Raw genomic sequence first — 17,504 nt, 5'->3', positions numbered from 1 at the left:
ACTTGATATTGTTTATTATTCTGACTTGTTTTAAGTGATTCTGATGTAAGCTAAAATTTTTATTAAATAATTTTCAAAATGGGTTTGGTGATATGAAAGTTAGTTTTATATTTGCACTCCAATAATTATTGGCCTATGGTGTAACTGGCAACACATCTGGTTTTGGTCCAGAAGAGTCTAGGTTCGAGCCCTAGTAGGCCAACTTTATTTAAACCGATTTCTTAAATGGAATCGGTTTTTTTGTTTTTAATAGAAAGTTTTTAAGGGCGAGAAGTTTATCCTGAGCGAAGTCGAAGGGAGCCCTAGTAGGCCAACATTAATCAATCCGATTTCTTAATTGAAATCGGTTTTTTTATTTATTATCTCAAGGGTATTTTCCACATTCATTTAATTTATACAGATATTGCTTAAACGTCCCCTGTAAATCTCTTTAAAAGGCTGTCTTTATAATTGAAATTAGATTTTTATTTCCGCAAATTTTATTTTTTGAAAATTTCAGTATTTGGTGGAACTTAAGCTGATCCGGGTTGATTCGCTTATATATTATAGTAACTAAATATTTTTTCTTTAAAGATTGTAACTACTTAAATATCAATTTTAGCTTATTTATTAAACTATTTTATATTTAAATTGAAGTCATAAAAAAAGCTGATTATGAAAATCAGCTTTAATTTTGAGTTATAAGCTCAAACATAGGATGAGACATAATAGATTATATTTTAAATGCCATTGTGCAAAATTACGTCTTAAATTAAGCTGTGTCAATACCTGTTATTGGGTATTTTCCATTCTAATTAACAGCAAAAAGCTCCACAATATTTGTGGAGCTTTTCAATTTATATAAACCGATGTGTTATTTTAATTTCTTTTTTACTTCAACTTCCTGGTAAGCTTCTAATATATCACCTTCCTGTATGTCGTTGTAATTTTTTAATTGCATACCACAATCGTATCCTTTGGAAACTTCTTTGACATCGTCTTTGAAACGTTTCAGAGAGGTCAATGTTCCTGTATGAATTACAATACCGTCACGGATGAGTCGAATTCCAGAGTTTCTGTAAATTTTCCCTGTTAATACCATACAACCAGCGATTGTTCCAATTTTAGAAATTTTGAAAGTTTCTCTGATTTCTGCGGTACCCGTAATTTCTTCTTTCAGTTCTGGAGACAGCATACCTTCCATAGCATCTTTGATGTCATTGATCGCATCATAGATGATTGAATACATTCTGATATCGATTTCTTCATTATCAGCAAGAGTTCTCGCATTTCCTGCTGGTCTTACGTTAAATCCGATAATAACAGCTTCAGATGCTGAAGCTAGGAGCACATCACTTTCCGTAATGGCGCCGACACCTCTGTGTATTATATTAACCTGAATTTCTTCAGTTGAAAGTTTCTGTAAACTGTCTGTCAAAGCTTCAACAGAACCATCCACATCTGCTTTCAAAATAATATTTAATTCTTTAAAGTCTCCAAGTGCAATACGTCTTCCAATTTCGTCAAGAGTGATGTGTTTCTGAGTTCTAACACTTTGCTCTCTTTGAAGTTGATTTCTTTTAGAAGCAATATCTTTTGCTTCACGTTCGTCTTGCATCACTTGGAAAGTATCACCAGCTTGTGGTGCTCCATCGAGTCCAAGTATAGAAACTGGTGTGGATGGCCCTGCTTCTTTTACTTTATTGCCACGCTCATCTTGCATAGCTTTTATCTTACCACTAGTAGTTCCGGCTAAGACGTAATCTCCAATTTTTAAAGTACCTGTTTGTACTAAAATTGTGGAAACATATCCTCTGCCTTTATCTAGAAAAGCTTCTACAACACTACCTTTTGCAAGTCTGTCTGGATTTGCTTTTAAATCGAGAAGTTCAGCTTCTAATAATACTTTTTCCAATAATTCAGGAACACCAGTACCATGCTTTGCAGAAATTTCTTGAGATTGAACTTTACCACCCCAATCTTCTACAAGAAGATTCATGTTTGCAAGAGATTCTTTAACTCTTTCTACATTGGCAGTAGGTAAATCTACTTTGTTAATTGCAAAAACAATTGGGACACCTGCTGCTTGAGCGTGAGAAATTGCCTCTTTGGTTTGTGGCATTACATCATCATCTGCAGCAATTACAATAATAGCAATATCTGTAACTTGAGCACCTCTAGCTCTCATTGCCGTAAAGGCTTCGTGACCAGGTGTGTCAAGGAAAGAAATAGTTTCTCCTGTTTGTATTTTTACACTGTAAGCACCGATGTGCTGTGTAATTCCTCCAGATTCACCAGCAATTACGTTTTCTTCTCGTATGTAATCTAATAAAGATGTTTTACCATGATCAACGTGTCCCATCACAGTTACAATTGGAGCTCTTGGTTTAAGATCTTCAGGGTTCTCTACTACTGTTTCAGTTGTATCTTCAACTTCAGCACTTACAAACTCTACTTCATAGCCAAACTCTTCAGCAACTACACTTAAGGTTTCTGCATCCAATCGTTGATTCATCGTTACCATCATTCCAAGAGACATACAAGCCGAAATGATTTTAGTTACTGGGACATCCATCATTGTGGCAATCTCATTGACACTTACAAACTCAGTAACTTTAAGGATTTTACTTTCCTTTTCTTGTTGGGTAATATCGTCTTGAGAACGCTGTTTATGCTGATCTCTTTTGTCTCTTCTGTATTTTGCACCTTTCTTACCAGAGGATCTACCTTGAAGTTTTTCTAAGGTTTCCCTTACTTGTTTTTGTACTTCTTCTGGTGTAGGGTCTTCTTTTTGAACAGGCTTAGCACCTCTTCTTGAAGAAGGTTTTTGTCCGCCTCTTTTATTAGCAGTTTTATTTGCTCCAGGAGAAGTGTTTGTTTTAGAAATACGTTTACGTTTTCTTCTTTTTGAAGCGGCTTCTTTTTCTTTCTCTTTTTCTTTCTCTTTTTTGGTAGGTGTTTTCTTGAATTGATTTAAATCAATTTTCTCACCTGTGAAGTTTGGTCCAGATAACTTGGTGTATTGTGTCTCGTGCTTGACATCTTCTGGAGATTTTTCCTCTTCTTCTTTTTCAGTTTTTTTAATCTGAGGCTTTTCTTCAGCCTTTTTCGGAGTTTCTTTTGAAACAGGCTTAGCAGGTTTTGAAGACTTTTCAGGCGAATTTGATGCTTTTTTGCTTTTAGGTTTTTCTTTCCTAGCATCTTCAAGCTCAATTTTTCCGACTTGTTTTAAGCCAGAAATTTTAGACTTAGACCTAATAGTTTCTTCTTGCTGCGCAGTAGCTTTCTTAGATTCTTCGGCTTTGGCTTTTTCTTCTTCTTTAGACTTTGCCTTAGCTGCTTCTGCCTTTTTCTTATTTTCCTCAGCTTCACGCTCTCTTCTGGCTTCCTCTTCTTTTTTCTTTTCAAGCTCTTGTTCTCTTGCAAGACGCAACTCTTCCTTTTCCTTTTTGCGCTCTTCACTTACCTCTTTGGAAGCTACTTTTTTGCTTTTATCAGTCTCAAATTTGTCTGATAAAACCTCGTAAACTTCCGAAGAAATTTTTGTCGTAGGTCTTGCTTCAATTTCGTAGCCTTGAGCATTTAAATATTCCACAGCACGATCTAGTGAAATATTAAATTCTCTCAGTACTTTGTTTAATCTTGTTTGTTTTGATTCAGCCATAAATTGCCTCTAATATTACCTCTTATATAATGTTACAAAGATGAGTTTAAATAATCTATTCTTCAAACTCTTCTTTTAAAATTTTAATCACGTTCATAACAGTCTCTTCTTCCAAATCTGTTCTTCTTACGAGATCGCTAACTTCTAATTCTAAGATACTTTTGGCAGTATCCAAACCTATTCTACTAAATTCTTTAATAACCCAGTCTTCTATTTCGTCAGTAAACTCGGCTAGTTCAACATCTTCTTCTTCTATGCCATCTCTAAAAACTTCTATATTGTAACCTGTAAGTTGTCCTGCGAGTCTTATGTTGTGTCCGCCTCGGCCAATAGCTTTTGAAACTTCTTCTGGCTTAAGTGTGACTTCAGCATATTTTTTCTCTTCGTCCAGCTTAATATTTACAATTTTTGCTGGGCTTAAAGCTCTCTGGATGTAAAGTTGTGGGTTATTAGTATAATTAATTACATCTATATTTTCATTTCCTAACTCCCTTACGATTCCGTGAATACGTGATCCTTTCATACCTACACAAGCTCCAACTGGATCGATTCTATCATCATAAGTATCTACAGCTACCTTAGCTTTTTCACCTGGAATTCTTACTGCATTTTTTACAGTGATTAATCCATCAAAAACCTCAGGTATTTCTTGCTCAAATAATTTTTCTAAGAACATAGGTGATGTTCTGGATAGTATAATTACTGGCTTGTTACCTTTAAGTTCCACTTTTTCAATAACACCTCTTATATTATCTCCTTTTCTGTAAAAATCAGAAGGAATTTGATGTTCTTTAGGTATAATGAGTTCATTTCCATCATCATCCAGTAAAATAACGACATTATGTCTTACGTGATGAACCTCCGCAGAATAAATTTCACCAATTAAATCTTGGAAATATTTGAATGTGTTGGTGCTGTCATGTTCGTGTATTTTCGAAATCAAATTTTGTCTAAGAGCTAAAATTGCTCTACGACCTAATTGAAAAAGTTTTACTTCTTCAGATACATCTTCACCAACTTCAAAGTCAGGTTCTATTTTTCTAGCATCAGTAAGAGAGATTTCTTTGTTATCATCTTCTACCTCTCCATCATTCACAACAATTCTGTTTCTCCAGATTTCTAAATCACCTTTATCCGGATTGATAATAATATCAAAGTTATCATCTTGTCCGAATTTCTTTTTCAAAGCATTTCTGAAAACGTCTTCTAGAATAGCCATTAAGGTTACTCGATCTATTAATTTATCGTCTTTAAATTCAGAAAACGAGTTGATTAAATCGATATTTTCCATAATATCTTTATTTGTTAAAATTTATTATAACTTGAGCTTTTACGATATCGTCGAAAGCTATTTTTGCTTCTTTCTGCACTTTGTGCTTTCCCTTGCCAACAGGCTTAGGCTCTTTTGCTACCCACTTTAGGTGGATTTTATTGTCTTCGATACCAATTAAGTCTGCGTCAATAGTTTCTTCACCTGTAGTTACAGACAATTTTCTGCCAACATTTTTTTGATATTGTCTTGGATATTTTAATGGCTCAGTTGCCCCGCATGAGGCTACTTCCAGCGAGAAATCTTCAATTTCTCTATCCAAATTGTGCTCTATAGCTCTGCTAATGTTTACACAATCCGAAATAGATAAATCTCTATCACCGTCAATAATTACTTTAATATTATTACCGCCAGAAATCTGTAAATCAATTAGGAATAGACTTTCATCCTCTTGAAGACCCTCTTTTACCAGGGCCATTATTTGCTCTTTCTCTAAAGCCATTCTATACTTATAAAAAGAGGGGACTAATTTGTCCCCTCATATTCAAAACTTTGCAAATGTAATAATAATTTATCAGTTATAAAAGAGGCTATTTTTTTATAATTAATGTATTTTTAGATAAAGCACCAAACGTATATTATGAAACGAATTCTTGTCCCCACCGATTTTTCTCAGCAAGCCGATAATGCTCTTAAGGTTGCTGCTCAAATTGCTAAAAAGTATGATGGAGAAATTTTCCTTCTTCATTTACTCGATCTTCCTTTACAGCTAATTGACCCATTAAATGAAGGCGTTGGGTCTGAGCTTCCAGAAGCTCTTTTCTTTATGAAATTTGCTCATAAAAAATTTACCGAAACCTTTAGTAAATTTAGTGACCATTTGAAAGGTATCAAAGTTCATGAGACTGTAGAGTTTGACGAAGCTTTTGATGGGATTATGACTATTTCCAAAAAATATGATTGTGATATTATAGTTATGGGATCCAATGGTTCTGAGGGTTTAAAAGAAATCTTCGTAGGCTCCAATACAGAGAAAGTGGTTCGATATTCTGAAATTCCAGTTTTAGTTATTAAAGAAGAAATGTCTACTTTCAAAATCGGTTCTTTTATTTTTGTTTCCAACCTTACTCCAAGCAACAGAAAGGCTTTTAAGACTGCGTTGAGTTTTTCTGTACTTTTTGAAGTTAAGTTACAACTCGCTTATATCAATACGCCTCATAAGTTTAAAACTACAGAAGACTTAGATCTTATGTTTACTGACTTTGTAAAAAATATAGATTTCAAACCTTCTCAATTTCATATCTATAATGATGTGACTGTTGAGCGTGGGATTCGGAATCTTGCTTCTAAAATGGACGCTGATTTAATCGGAATAGGAACACATGGTAGAAAAGGAATTTCACATTTTATAAGTGGTAGCTTAGCAGAGGATGTAGTAAATCATATTAAAAAACCGATCATAACCTTTAAAATTTAAATTACAATAATGATTTTTTTAATCCTTGCAAATGAAATGTCCATACATAATTCCAAAATGATTTAGTTCTATCTCTCTTTACTTTTTCAAGTTTGTATTGATTATAAACATCTTTATTTCTTAAAATAGCATTACTTATTAAGCTTGCAAAGTTGTTTTTTGATCCATCTTTTTTGAGAATGTTTAGTTTCAATTTTTCATTAGCAATGCTGAAATCTCCGTTCATTTCAGTATTACTTCCAGCTATAGAAGTCCTTATTTCATTGATTGTTCCATCCATTTCCATTCGCATTGCTGGTGCAAAAAAACCATTTATGGATTTGTCTTCAATTTGTTTCAAATCAGTTGATACGTAAAATTGCTCATGATCTGGAACAAAATTATAATTGAATATAATTTCAGAACCTTTAGAAAATTTTGCTTTTGCTTCAACTTTTATGTCAGGTCGCTTAGCATTTAAGGAGTTATGAATATTTAAAACTCGCGCTTCTATAGCATTGAATTTGATTTCACTTGCTTTTCTATCATTATTCAATAATTCTTGATAGGTTAAATCCAATTCAGAAATCATTAATGAATCAATAGAAAGTTGGAAATCAAGCTCTCGTAAAGACTTGCTGTATAAGGCTTTGTAAGATGTGTCATCTGCAATCGTTTTATCTCTATAAATGTTGAAACCTGTAGAATCTATCTGAATTTTATTAGAGGTGACATGGAGCAAGCTATCTTTCTTTTGTAGTCCAATTCCGGTAATCTTTAAAATTTTAGACTTCATGTTCAACAGATCTTTTTCTTTTTTGATATGATTCACATAGTCTGACTTAGTGAACTTAGGTTTTATAGAAAAGTCTGTAAATGTGAGTGAATGTTTTGAAAACTGAAAAGCTTCAGAGGTTAAATCATGCAAAGTGTCCATAGTATATCTCAGTTTTTTTGCATCGATTGCTATGGTTTCGTTTTCTAACCATTTATAATTCTTATCCAGTGGCCAGGTCACATTTTCAGCTTTAAGATTTAACTTAAAGAGTTCAAACACGGTCTTATTCTTATTATCATAAATTAAGTTAGCGTCTTTGAGTTTTATTTTTTCAATCCTAACAATTTTCAACTTTCTCCCTTCTTTTGTTTTCGAATCTGAAGAAGATATCAGCTTTAAATCCAATTCTTCGGCGTCAATACTTTCAATTATGATTTCTTTGTTTAAAAAATAATGAAGTATATCAACATTGATATCTATTTCTTTAATCTTTATTGTCTTGCTAACATCATCAAATTTTACATCTTTTAAACTTAAGTTTCCTGTGAAAGCATTTACGTCAAACCCAGAGAAGGATAGGGATTTTTCTTCAGTTAAAAGCGTTTTAACTTTTTTGGACACAAAAAAATTGGTAACAAAAAAACCTACGATTAACAGTAACAGGATAGCAAGAGTGAAACGTATATAGGTTTTCATTTCAAATAGATTTGGGACTTGAATTTACACAAAAAAGCAATAAACTATAGCAAGTTTAAATCTGTCACAATTTTCTGGAATCGTGTAAGAATAAAATAGGTACTTCTGGTCTGCAGAGTGAATCTATAGAAGAGCTAAATAAATCCTGAAAAATACTCAGGTTCTTTGCTAAAACCATAACTAAGTCAAAGCCATTTATACAAGAGGCTTTATTGGTTGAGTAAATTTCTTTTACACTCTTAAATTCTAAAGAATTAATCACTTTTGAGATCAATTCTTTAGAGTGTTTTCTATTTGGCCCTAAAGTTTTATTAAGGCCAGTGGGTAATAATGAAAGATGAGTTTGATTGACGAATGGTAGAGATGTCAAAATATTAAATATGCTATAGTCCGAAGTGATGGAAAAGTCTGTAGGCAATAAAGCTGTTCGTGGTAAATCTATAGTGGCTTCTTCAGGAACAAGTACTACCGAGCATTTCACTTTTGTTATAATCTCCAGTGTTTTTTTATCAAAGAAGAGTCCAGTACTATAAGCTCCTTTATTGGAATTGCCAAGCATGATAAGATCTATCTGATCTTCTGTAATAACACTTCTTATGCTTTCAATATAAGCTCCTTCTATAAATTTTGTTTGTAGTTGATTTGTATGATATCCCTTTTTTATTAGAAGATTTTGATCTTTTTTTAAATTTTGAGAGAAAACAACACCGCATTTACCGCTACAGCTTTCACCTTTACAAGGAGCTTTAATGTGTAAAATTGTGAAATTGACTTTCTGGTTTTTGAAAAGCATCGCAGCATACTCCAACATATGTGTGGATGCAGAAGAAAAGTCCGAAAGCAATACTATATTCATAGATAAAATTCTATGAATGCAAATGTATAGGGAGAGTCAAATTCAAAATATGATAAAAGTCAGATTATCTTTTATTGAAATAATTTTTTGAAGTTTTTTAAACTATTCTCTCCAAAGCTTCAAAGTCATTTATTTTGATGTTTCTGCCCTCAACATCGATAATTCCTTCTTTTTTAAAGGTAGAAAGTGTGCGAATTAAACTTTCTGAAGCTATTCCCGCAACAGCTGCAAGATCTGCTCTGGAAATACGGATTTGGCTGAGTTTGTTTTTCTTCAATCGTTCAGAAAACAACAAAATGCTTTGAGCTGTTTTTTTTCTTACGGAGCTGTATGCCATGTCCATCAATTGAGATTTTGTCTCGCTAAGATGTTCACCAAGTTGATCAATAAATTCAAACATGGCTTTAGGGTGTTCATTGAAAAGCTTCTTTACTTTTTCTGTAGAAATTTCATAAAGAGAGGAGTCTTCTAAAGCAGAAGCAAATTCCGAAAGACTAGATTGTTTGGTAAAGCTTAAGTTTCCGAAAATATCATTTACTTTATTGATAGCGGTTATAAGTTCTTTTCCGTTTTCGTCTAGTTTGTAGGTTTTTACTACGCCTTTTTCAATTAGGTAAATAGAGTTTGAAGTTTGTCCGCTTTCGAAAATGTGCTCGCCAGCTTCAAAATTCTTAAGAGGTTCATTTCTAAAAAAATCTTTTAAAGCCTCAAAAGATTGAAGGCTCGAGTCTGGTTTTTGGTTAGTTTCATTAGAAAGTAGGATGTCCGCTTTTGCAAGTCTGCTTTCTATAGCATCTATTAATTCTTCTTCCTCAAAAGGTTTTGTAAGATAATCATCTGCTCCAAGATTCATCCCTCTTCTTACATCTTTATGATCTGTTTTTGCTGATAAAAAAATGAATGGTATTGTTCTTAAATTATCATCTTTAGACAGGTTTTCTAAAACCTGGTAACCGTCCATCTCTGGCATCATTATATCACACACCACTACGTCTGGAAGAAAAGCAGGTGCTTTCTCTATACCAATTTTACCGTTTGAAGCCGTTTCTACTTTGTAATTTGACAATTCAAGAAGTTCTGCGGTATTTTCTCTCACAGTCTTATCATCTTCAATTAATAGAATTTTTTTACTCATGTATTTTAGGTATTTCTATGTAAAATGTTGTGCCATTACCCTCTTCAGATTCAAAACATATGGAGCCTTTCAAGTTTTCAAGGTGAACTTTTGCTATATTCAATCCTATTCCAGTGCCTTGATTGTTAAGGGCGTTTTCTGCTCTGAAATAACGTTCAAAAATGTGTTTTTGATCCTTCTTAGGAATTCCCATTCCTTCATCTTTTATTCTGAATTTAATCAAGTTATCTTTAGAGGTTTCAACATCAAAATGTATCGTCGTATCTTCTGAGGAATACTTGATCGCGTTGCTCAATAAATTTGATAAGACCAATTCCAAAACATGTTTATCCTGTTTTAAACTGATATCCTGAAGATTTTGCGGATATAAAATTTCTTGACCATCTTTTAAGGTGACATTCGCGTTATAAATCACTTCATTTACGAGTGTGATCAGACTAAATTCTTCAAATTTATAAGTGACTTTTCCAGATTCTAAACGTTCAATAGAGAGAAAATCATTTAAAATTCCAGTGAGATAATGTACTTTGTTTTTTATGGTATTAAGATGTTTTTCTCGCTTGTCTTGTTGTTCGGATTCAGTATATTTTTTGGCCAATGTGGAAGAGGTAAGTATGCCGCTAAGTGGTGTTTTGAATTCATGAGAAACCAATGACAGGAATTTGGTTTTCAGTTCGTTGAGCTCTATCTCTTTCTGAAGAGCCTTTTTTGTTTTAGATTCAGCTTCTTTACGTTTTTGGACTTCACTGCCTAGCTTTGAATTGAGGTTTTGTAGCTTACCAATCGTTAATTTCAACTCTTCAGTACGTTGTTCGATCTTCTGTTCTAAATCCTTGTTGAGTTCTTCAATTTTAAGTTTTTGAGTCTGCCTTTCAGTTATATCACTTACCAGTGACATAACATAACGCTTACCTTCATATAAGAAAGGATTGAGTCCAGCCTCTACAGGAAATATTTCACCATTTTTCTTCAAGCCATGGAGATTTCTTCCATGGCCCATCTGTCTTTTTTCAGACTTATCTATAAATTTATCAACATGTTTATGATGATTTGCCCTGTATTTTTTAGGGATGAGCAGGTCTAGGTGTTGCCCAATTAACTCATTTTTCTTGTAGCCGAACATCACCTCGGTCGATGAATTAACTTCAACAACATGCTGTGTTTCATCTACCACTATTATTCCTTCTGAAATACCTTCAAAAAGTAGGCTGAAAATTTTGGAGTTTTTTTGAAAATCGGTTTGACTCAAGGCAACTTAGTTTTTTATTAAAATCTGTATCCTAAATTAAGGCCAGCTCTAAGCACAAAATCAAAATTACGGCTTGAATTGTATTCGCTAAACAAGTTTCTGCCACCGCCTAAAAAGGCTTCTAAGGTAACTCCTCCGCTAGAGACCAATTTATAACCTGCACTAAGACCAAGTGCAAGATCTGTAATGTCTTTGTCTCTTCTTTCAACCGGATCAGTGCCTTCTATGTCAATTCTATCTTCTACATTATTGAGATTGGCAAATACTTCAGCAAAGAAACCGTCTGCATAATTATCTCCAAAATAAAACCTGTAATAACCAGTAAGATTGTAATTGATATTCCATTCTACATAATCGTCAAAAGGAATCATTAAGTTAACACCAACGCCAGACTCCTCGCTTAAAAGATATTCATAGGACACATCAAAATTTCCTAGGATGAGATAACCAATGTTCAGTTTTGGTTCGTGAAATTCTGTGTAAGTGAAGTCAGTATCTGATTGAGCGAATGCATTTATCGAGCAAAACAAAACTAAAGCGATTACTATTTTTTTCATGATTTAGATTTTTAGCAAATATAAGGTTTCAACCTAAGTTTGAGAGCTCAAGGTTGGATTGAATTGCTTATTTTTGTAGAAATTTAAATTAAATACAATCGAAACTAAAACACATAAAGCAGGATTCGTCAATATTATAGGGAATCCGAACGTGGGGAAATCAACTTTAATGAACGCCTTTGTTGGAGAAAAACTTTCTATAATTACAAACAAAGCTCAGACAACGAGGCATAGGATACTTGGAATAGTGAGCGGTGAAGATTTTCAAATGGTTTTTAGCGATACACCTGGAATAATGAAGCCTGCTTACGAGTTGCAAAGTTCAATGATGGATTTTGTAAAATCAGCTTTTCAAGATGCTGATATACTTCTCTACCTCGTAGAATTAGGTGAGAAAGCATTAAAAGATGAAGCCTTTTTTAAAAAAATCCAAAATGCTGAAATGCCCGTTCTTTTACTTTTAAATAAAATTGATAAAGGAAATGAAGAATTGCTTTTGGAACAACAAAAACATTGGCAGGAGCAACTTCCGAACGCTGAGATTTTTGCTATTTCTGCATTAGAAAACTTTGGAGTATCGGAAGTTTTTAATAGAATTTTGGAATTACTACCAGAATCTCCTGCGTTTTATCCTAAAGATCAACTTACAGATAAGCCAGAGCGATTTTTTGTAAACGAAAAAATCCGAGAGAAAATATTGATGCACTACAAAAAGGAAATTCCTTACAGTGTAGAAGTGGAGACTGAAAGTTTTGAGGAATCAGAGTCGATTATCCACATTCGAAGTGTAATCATGGTAGAGAGAGAATCTCAAAAAGCAATTATTTTAGGTCACAAGGGTTCTGCTATAAAACGTGTAGGTACCGAAGCTAGAAAAGACTTGGAAAAATTTTTTGATAAAAAAATTCACTTAGAAACCTATGTGAAAGTGAATAAAAACTGGCGCAGCAATTCGAGCCAGTTGAAAAGATTTGGATATGATAATAATTAACGGATTAGTTCTGATAATGCTTTAAGTAATTGCTTGGATTGTGGGGTTGCTTTCTGCCGATTCTGTCTTGCAAAAATGTATAAGCCTATCCAGGAAATGACTATTAGTGACATTAAAATGTAAACAGTTGTGTTTGAGTTATCTAAAGTGATATTCGCATATAACCAAACGAATAACCCGATAAATGATAAGCCTAAAAAAAAGTGAACAAACATAAACATTGTCCATAAGTCCGGATCAGGACCAAAGGTGCAATGTAAAACACATAAGTGCTCTTTCTGTTCAACTTCAATATGTAATCGAGGTGAATAATATTTTCTGTTAGATTTTGGAATTGATAGCCAAATGTGTTCATCTAGACGTTTGATTTTCACAGTTTTCGAAAACTCATTTTGATTTGCTGAAAATCGGTCGTGAATATTTGTGTCATAAATTTCAACTCTGAAACTCGGCTTGAGTTTAAGTTGCTCATTTAGCTCTTCAATACTTATTAATTCAGCCATAAAGATTTATTAAGGGGCAAAATTTACATAAATTTTTAATATTGTAGCTTTAATTAAGTATTATTGAATTATGTGCAATTAAAGACTTAGATTTGCAAATTATTTAAAATACAAAAATGAATAGCATTGTAGCCGTTGTAGGTCGACCAAACGTAGGAAAGTCCACACTTTTTAACAGAATGATTAAGCGTAGAGAAGCTATAGTAGATTCTGTAAGTGGTGTTACTCGTGACAGACATTATGGTAAATCCGATTGGAATGGCCGTGAATTCACTCTTATTGATACCGGAGGATACATTATTGGAAGTGATGATGTTTTTGAAAAGGAAATCGATAAGCAAGTAGAATTGGCGATTGACGAAGCTGATGTGATTGTTTTTGTGGTCGACGTCATTACTGGTATTACACCAATGGATGAAGATGTTGCGAAACTATTAAGAAGAGTAAACAAGCCTGTTGTGCTTTGTGTGAACAAAGTAGATTCTAATAAAAACAGAACCGACGCTCTTGAGTTTTATAACCTTGGACTTGGAGAATATTATACGATTTCTGCAACAAGTGGTGGTGGTACAGGTGAATTACTAGATGCTATAGTAGAAAAACTACCTGAACGCGAGATAGAAGAAGAGGAAGATTTACCAAAATTTGCTATTGTTGGACGTCCTAATGCAGGTAAGTCGTCATTTATAAATGCTTTGCTAGGTGAGGAGCGGTATATTGTTACCGATATAGCAGGGACTACAAGAGATTCCATAGATACTCGCTATACAAGATTTGGATTTGATTTTAAACTGGTTGATACAGCTGGAATTAGAAGAAAGGCTAAGGTTAAGGAAGATCTTGAATTCTACTCCGTGATGCGTAGTGTAAGAGCCATTGAAAATGCAGACGTTTGCCTTATAGTAATGGATGCTTCTCGTGGTTTTGACAGTCAAGTGCAAAGCATTTTCTGGCTAGCAGAGAAAAACAGAAAAGGAATTGTGATTTTAGTCAATAAATGGGATTTGGTTGAAAAAGAAACCAATACTATGAAAGATTTTGAAGCTAATATCCGAAGAGAAATCTCTCCTTTCGTAGATGTACCGATTGTATTTATTTCAGTTTTGAATAAACAAAGAATCTATAAAGCTATTGAAACAGCTGTTGAGGTTTACAAAAGCCGAAGCACAAAAATCAAAACGAGATTACTTAATGATGTAATGCTTCCTGTCATTGCGGATAATCCACCGCCTGCTTTAAAAGGTAAGTACGTGAAAATTAAATTCATTACCCAGCTGCCAACTCCACAACCTCAGTTTGCGTTTTTCTGTAATCTTCCACAATATGTGAAAGAACCATACAAACGTTTTCTTGAAAATAAGTTGAGACAGGAATTTAATTTTACTGGAGTGCCAATTTCCATTTACATGAGAAAGAAATAAAATAAATATTTTTCATTGAGATTATACATCTTTACTTTTTTTGAGTCTTAGGTTTGTTAACCGACAGACCTATTATGAAGAAAATTTTATACGCCTCAATTTTATTTTTTACTTTTTTCATTTCAAATTCTCAAGAATACTCTATTAGGGGAAAAATTGTTGATAGTCTTACTTCTCAAGGTCTTAGCTCAGCAACAGTTTTTATAGAAAGCCTAAAAGATTCAACTTTATTAAATTATACAATATCAAATAGCTCAGGAGATTTTGAGCTGTCTTTTTCAACTAAAGAGTCTAAATCTAGACTTAACATTAGTTTTACTGGTATGCGTCCTTATGCCAAAACAATCAATCTTTCTGATAATAAAATAGAACTTGGGAGTATACGACTACAAGAGCTAGCTAGCGATTTAGATGAAGTTATAGTAAATGTTAATCGCTCACCAATTACAATCAAAAAAGATACTTTAGAATTTAATGCCGCTTCATTTAAAACTCGACCAGATGCTAATCTTGAAGAAACACTTAAGCAATTACCGGGTGTTGAAGTCGATGCTGCAGGAAATATTACTGTAAACGGTAAGCCTGTACAAAGAATTCTAGTGAATGGGAAAGAGTTTTTTGGAAATGATCCAAAGATTGCTACCAAAAATTTACCAAAAGAAATTATCAATAAAATCCAGGTAGTTGATACTAAAACTCGTTCTCAAGAATTTACAGGCGAGGAAGGTGATTCTGAAAATAAAACTATCAATATCACCATAGACGAAGATAAAAATAGAGGCTTTTTCTTGAGAGCTACTCTTGGAGGTGGAACTGATGAGAGGTATGAAATGAGTGGTATTTCCAATTATTTTCAGGATGATTTGAGAGTGAGTGTATTGGCAAGTTCTAACAATATCAACAGTAGTGGTTTTACCTTTGACGAAGTTTTTGATGCAATGGGCAGAAGAGCTAGAACCATTACCAGGAGTGGGGGAAGTTTTGGTATCAATGGAATAAATTTTGGTAGTAATAACGGTATTACAAAATCTGAAACCGCTGGATTAAGTTTTGTGAATGAGTGGAATAAAAAGTACGAAGTATCTTCAGACTATTTCTTTGGAAGTAATAAAACTGACACAAGGACTTCAACCAGAAGAGAAAATATATTACCAGACCGTACTTTTTTTACAAATTCTGAAAGTAACTCTACCAGAGATAATGACTCTCACAGAGGAAACATGAATTTTTCTTTCGAGCCAGATAGTCTTACTAGAATTTCTATAAGGCCATCCATCAATATAAACAAAGGGATTACTCAAAGTTCTAATTTATCAGAGTCTTTAGGCTCAGAAGGTTCTATTATAAACACCTCAGAGACAGAGAATAGAAATGAGAATCTTAATTCTAATTTTAGTAATAGCTTGTCTTTTACAAGAAAATTTGGGAGTAGAGGAGCTTTTTTGGATCTTTCTTTCGACAATGACAATGAAAAAAGTGAAAGCGATAATTTCTTCTTTTCGAGACGAGAAACGTTTGGTGATAATCCAACTTCTCAAGTTCAAGATCAGTTGATTTCAGAGGATAATAACTCAGATACTTATGAGATCCGAACACGATATAGATCTGTAATGACCGATAATTTGTTTTTGGATTTGACCTATTCTTATGAAATTGAATCAAGCAAAAATGAAAGAAATGTTTTTGATTTTGATAATGACACCAATAGTTATACAGATTTTAATACTGAATTAAGTAATGAATTTAAAGTAAAAGGTGAAACTCATATTCCTAGTGTTGGTTTGAGATATGAAGCAGATAAATTAAGAACAGGGTTTAACATTGGACTTTTAAATACTCAATTGAGAACAGAAAACCTGATTCAAAATATTGAGTTTAATAATGACTTCAATAATTTATTTGCCAGTGCTAACATCAGGTATGAATTTGAAAGGTCAAAACGTCTCAGCGTTTATTACCGAAATAATAATAATATACCCTCAATACAGCAGCTTCAGCCCGTCAGCATTCAAACTGATCCCCTGAATATCGTAGAAGGAAACCCCAACCTGAAACCTTCTTTTAACCAAGATGTACGAGTGAATTTTAATAATTTTGATTTTAGAACACGATCTGGATACGGTTTTTATATGTCTTATAGTTATGTTTCAGACCAAGTTGTTTCAGTTTCTGTTACAGATCAAAATTTATTAAGAAGAACGACTTATGATAATATAAGTGGCGCTCAAGACGCAAGCATCAACTTTTACTACAGTAAACAATTGAAGTCAGAAAATGATGACACTTACCGTTTACGAGGTAATATATCTGGTCAATATGCAAAAAACCTGGGTTTTACAAATGGACAAGAATTCCAAAGTGAGAATTATGTCGTTTTTCCTTATTTAGGTGTTACCTACGAAAAAGATGAAGTTATAACGTTGAATCCCGGATTTGGTCTGGATTATAATTTTAGAAATTATAACATAAACGCCAACAGGAATGAGGAATTTACTAATTTGAACTTTTCTTTGGAAGCGACCACTTACTGGCCAAAAAATGTGGTATTTGGTAATGATATCACCTATTTCAAATATGGCAATGTGGCTGCAGATTTTAGATCGACTTCTTTACAATGGAATATGAGTTTAGGCTATCAATTTGCAAAAGATAATGCAACTTTAAAGTTTAAAGTTTACGATTTACTAGATGAAAATATCGGTACACGTAGGCAGACAGGAGACGATTTCGTTCAAGATACAGACCAATTGATTTTGGAACGTTACTTAATGTTGAGTTTCACTTATAAGTTCAGCAAATTTGGTGGGAAAGACCCAAATTCTAAACGGAGATTTTAATATTTTAAATCAGGATCAGATATCGAGTATCAGTATTCTAGAACGAATTATCAATGCTTAGCTCAAACGAGCTAAGCATTGACTCACTACTATAAATTTGTAAAGATCCTTA

At 33.4% G+C, this 17,504-nt stretch carries 13 protein-coding genes and 1 tRNA gene; 5 read left to right on the top strand and 9 right to left on the bottom strand.

Annotated features, from left to right (window positions below):
* The first annotated feature begins 129 nt into the window (after positions 1 to 129).
* Positions 130 to 202, top strand: a tRNA-Gln gene (locus ACFQ0R_RS08390).
* A gap of 651 nt (positions 203 to 853) precedes the next feature.
* Here the strand turns inward: ACFQ0R_RS08390 and infB are convergent.
* Genes infB through rimP form a run of 3 tightly spaced genes read right to left on the bottom strand, consistent with a single transcriptional unit; the run spans position 854 to position 5,415 of the window.
* Complete coding sequence (gene infB / locus ACFQ0R_RS08385) at positions 854 to 3,643, bottom strand: translation initiation factor IF-2 (protein WP_379657926.1); 2,790 nt, start codon at positions 3,641 to 3,643, stop codon at positions 854 to 856.
* Between the two features lie 55 nt (positions 3,644 to 3,698).
* Entirely contained in the window at positions 3,699 to 4,934 is a 1,236-nt protein-coding gene (gene nusA, locus ACFQ0R_RS08380; protein WP_379657925.1) for a transcription termination factor NusA, read from the bottom strand.
* 7 nt (positions 4,935 to 4,941) lie between these two features.
* The gene (gene rimP / locus ACFQ0R_RS08375; RefSeq protein WP_379657924.1) at positions 4,942 to 5,415 is read right to left on the bottom strand and encodes a ribosome assembly cofactor RimP; all 474 of its coding nucleotides are present in this window, start codon (positions 5,413 to 5,415) and stop codon (positions 4,942 to 4,944) included.
* 138 nt (positions 5,416 to 5,553) lie between these two features.
* Here rimP and ACFQ0R_RS08370 point away from each other — a divergent pair, with 138 nt between their 5' ends.
* Positions 5,554 to 6,390, top strand: a complete 837-nt coding sequence (locus ACFQ0R_RS08370) for a universal stress protein (protein WP_379657923.1) — start codon at positions 5,554 to 5,556, stop codon at positions 6,388 to 6,390.
* Between the two features lies 1 nt (position 6,391).
* Here ACFQ0R_RS08370 and ACFQ0R_RS08365 read toward each other — a convergent pair whose 3' ends face one another.
* The 5 genes from ACFQ0R_RS08365 to ACFQ0R_RS08345 form a co-directional block, all read right to left on the bottom strand.
* Positions 6,392 to 7,843, bottom strand: coding sequence for a hypothetical protein (locus ACFQ0R_RS08365; RefSeq protein WP_379657922.1), 1,452 nt, complete (start codon positions 7,841 to 7,843; stop codon positions 6,392 to 6,394).
* 64 nt (positions 7,844 to 7,907) lie between these two features.
* Complete coding sequence (locus ACFQ0R_RS08360; RefSeq protein WP_379657921.1) at positions 7,908 to 8,699, bottom strand: universal stress protein; 792 nt, start codon at positions 8,697 to 8,699, stop codon at positions 7,908 to 7,910.
* A 97-nt stretch (positions 8,700 to 8,796) separates the two neighbouring features.
* On the bottom strand, positions 8,797 to 9,834 hold the full coding sequence (locus ACFQ0R_RS08355) for a response regulator (RefSeq protein WP_379657920.1): 1,038 nt from the start codon (positions 9,832 to 9,834) through the stop codon (positions 8,797 to 8,799).
* Complete coding sequence (locus ACFQ0R_RS08350) at positions 9,827 to 11,083, bottom strand: PAS domain-containing sensor histidine kinase (RefSeq protein WP_379657919.1); 1,257 nt, start codon at positions 11,081 to 11,083, stop codon at positions 9,827 to 9,829. Before ACFQ0R_RS08350 ends, ACFQ0R_RS08355 begins: the two co-directional genes overlap by 8 nt.
* A gap of 17 nt (positions 11,084 to 11,100) precedes the next feature.
* A complete protein-coding gene (locus ACFQ0R_RS08345; RefSeq protein WP_379657918.1) occupies positions 11,101 to 11,640 on the bottom strand; it encodes a hypothetical protein in 540 nt (179 codons plus the stop codon).
* 97 nt (positions 11,641 to 11,737) lie between these two features.
* Here ACFQ0R_RS08345 and era point away from each other — a divergent pair, with 97 nt between their 5' ends.
* On the top strand, positions 11,738 to 12,631 hold the full coding sequence (gene era, locus ACFQ0R_RS08340; protein ID WP_379658067.1) for a GTPase Era: 894 nt from the start codon (positions 11,738 to 11,740) through the stop codon (positions 12,629 to 12,631).
* Here the strand turns inward: era and ACFQ0R_RS08335 are convergent.
* Complete coding sequence (locus ACFQ0R_RS08335) at positions 12,628 to 13,134, bottom strand: hypothetical protein (protein ID WP_379657917.1); 507 nt, start codon at positions 13,132 to 13,134, stop codon at positions 12,628 to 12,630. The genes era and ACFQ0R_RS08335 overlap by 4 nt on opposite strands.
* A gap of 116 nt (positions 13,135 to 13,250) precedes the next feature.
* Here ACFQ0R_RS08335 and der point away from each other — a divergent pair, with 116 nt between their 5' ends.
* Complete coding sequence (gene der, locus ACFQ0R_RS08330; protein WP_379657916.1) at positions 13,251 to 14,555, top strand: ribosome biogenesis GTPase Der; 1,305 nt, start codon at positions 13,251 to 13,253, stop codon at positions 14,553 to 14,555.
* Between the two features lie 74 nt (positions 14,556 to 14,629).
* The gene (locus ACFQ0R_RS08325) at positions 14,630 to 17,392 is read left to right on the top strand and encodes an outer membrane beta-barrel protein (protein ID WP_379657915.1); all 2,763 of its coding nucleotides are present in this window, start codon (positions 14,630 to 14,632) and stop codon (positions 17,390 to 17,392) included.
* Positions 17,393 to 17,504: the final 112 nt, after the last annotated feature.

The sequence above is a fragment of the Psychroflexus salinarum genome, assembly GCF_042677225.1.
Taxonomy (GTDB): domain Bacteria; phylum Bacteroidota; class Bacteroidia; order Flavobacteriales; family Flavobacteriaceae; genus Psychroflexus; species Psychroflexus salinarum.
The sequence above is the reverse complement of the archived record's forward strand: the minus strand, read 5'-3'. Positions and strand labels throughout refer to the sequence as shown.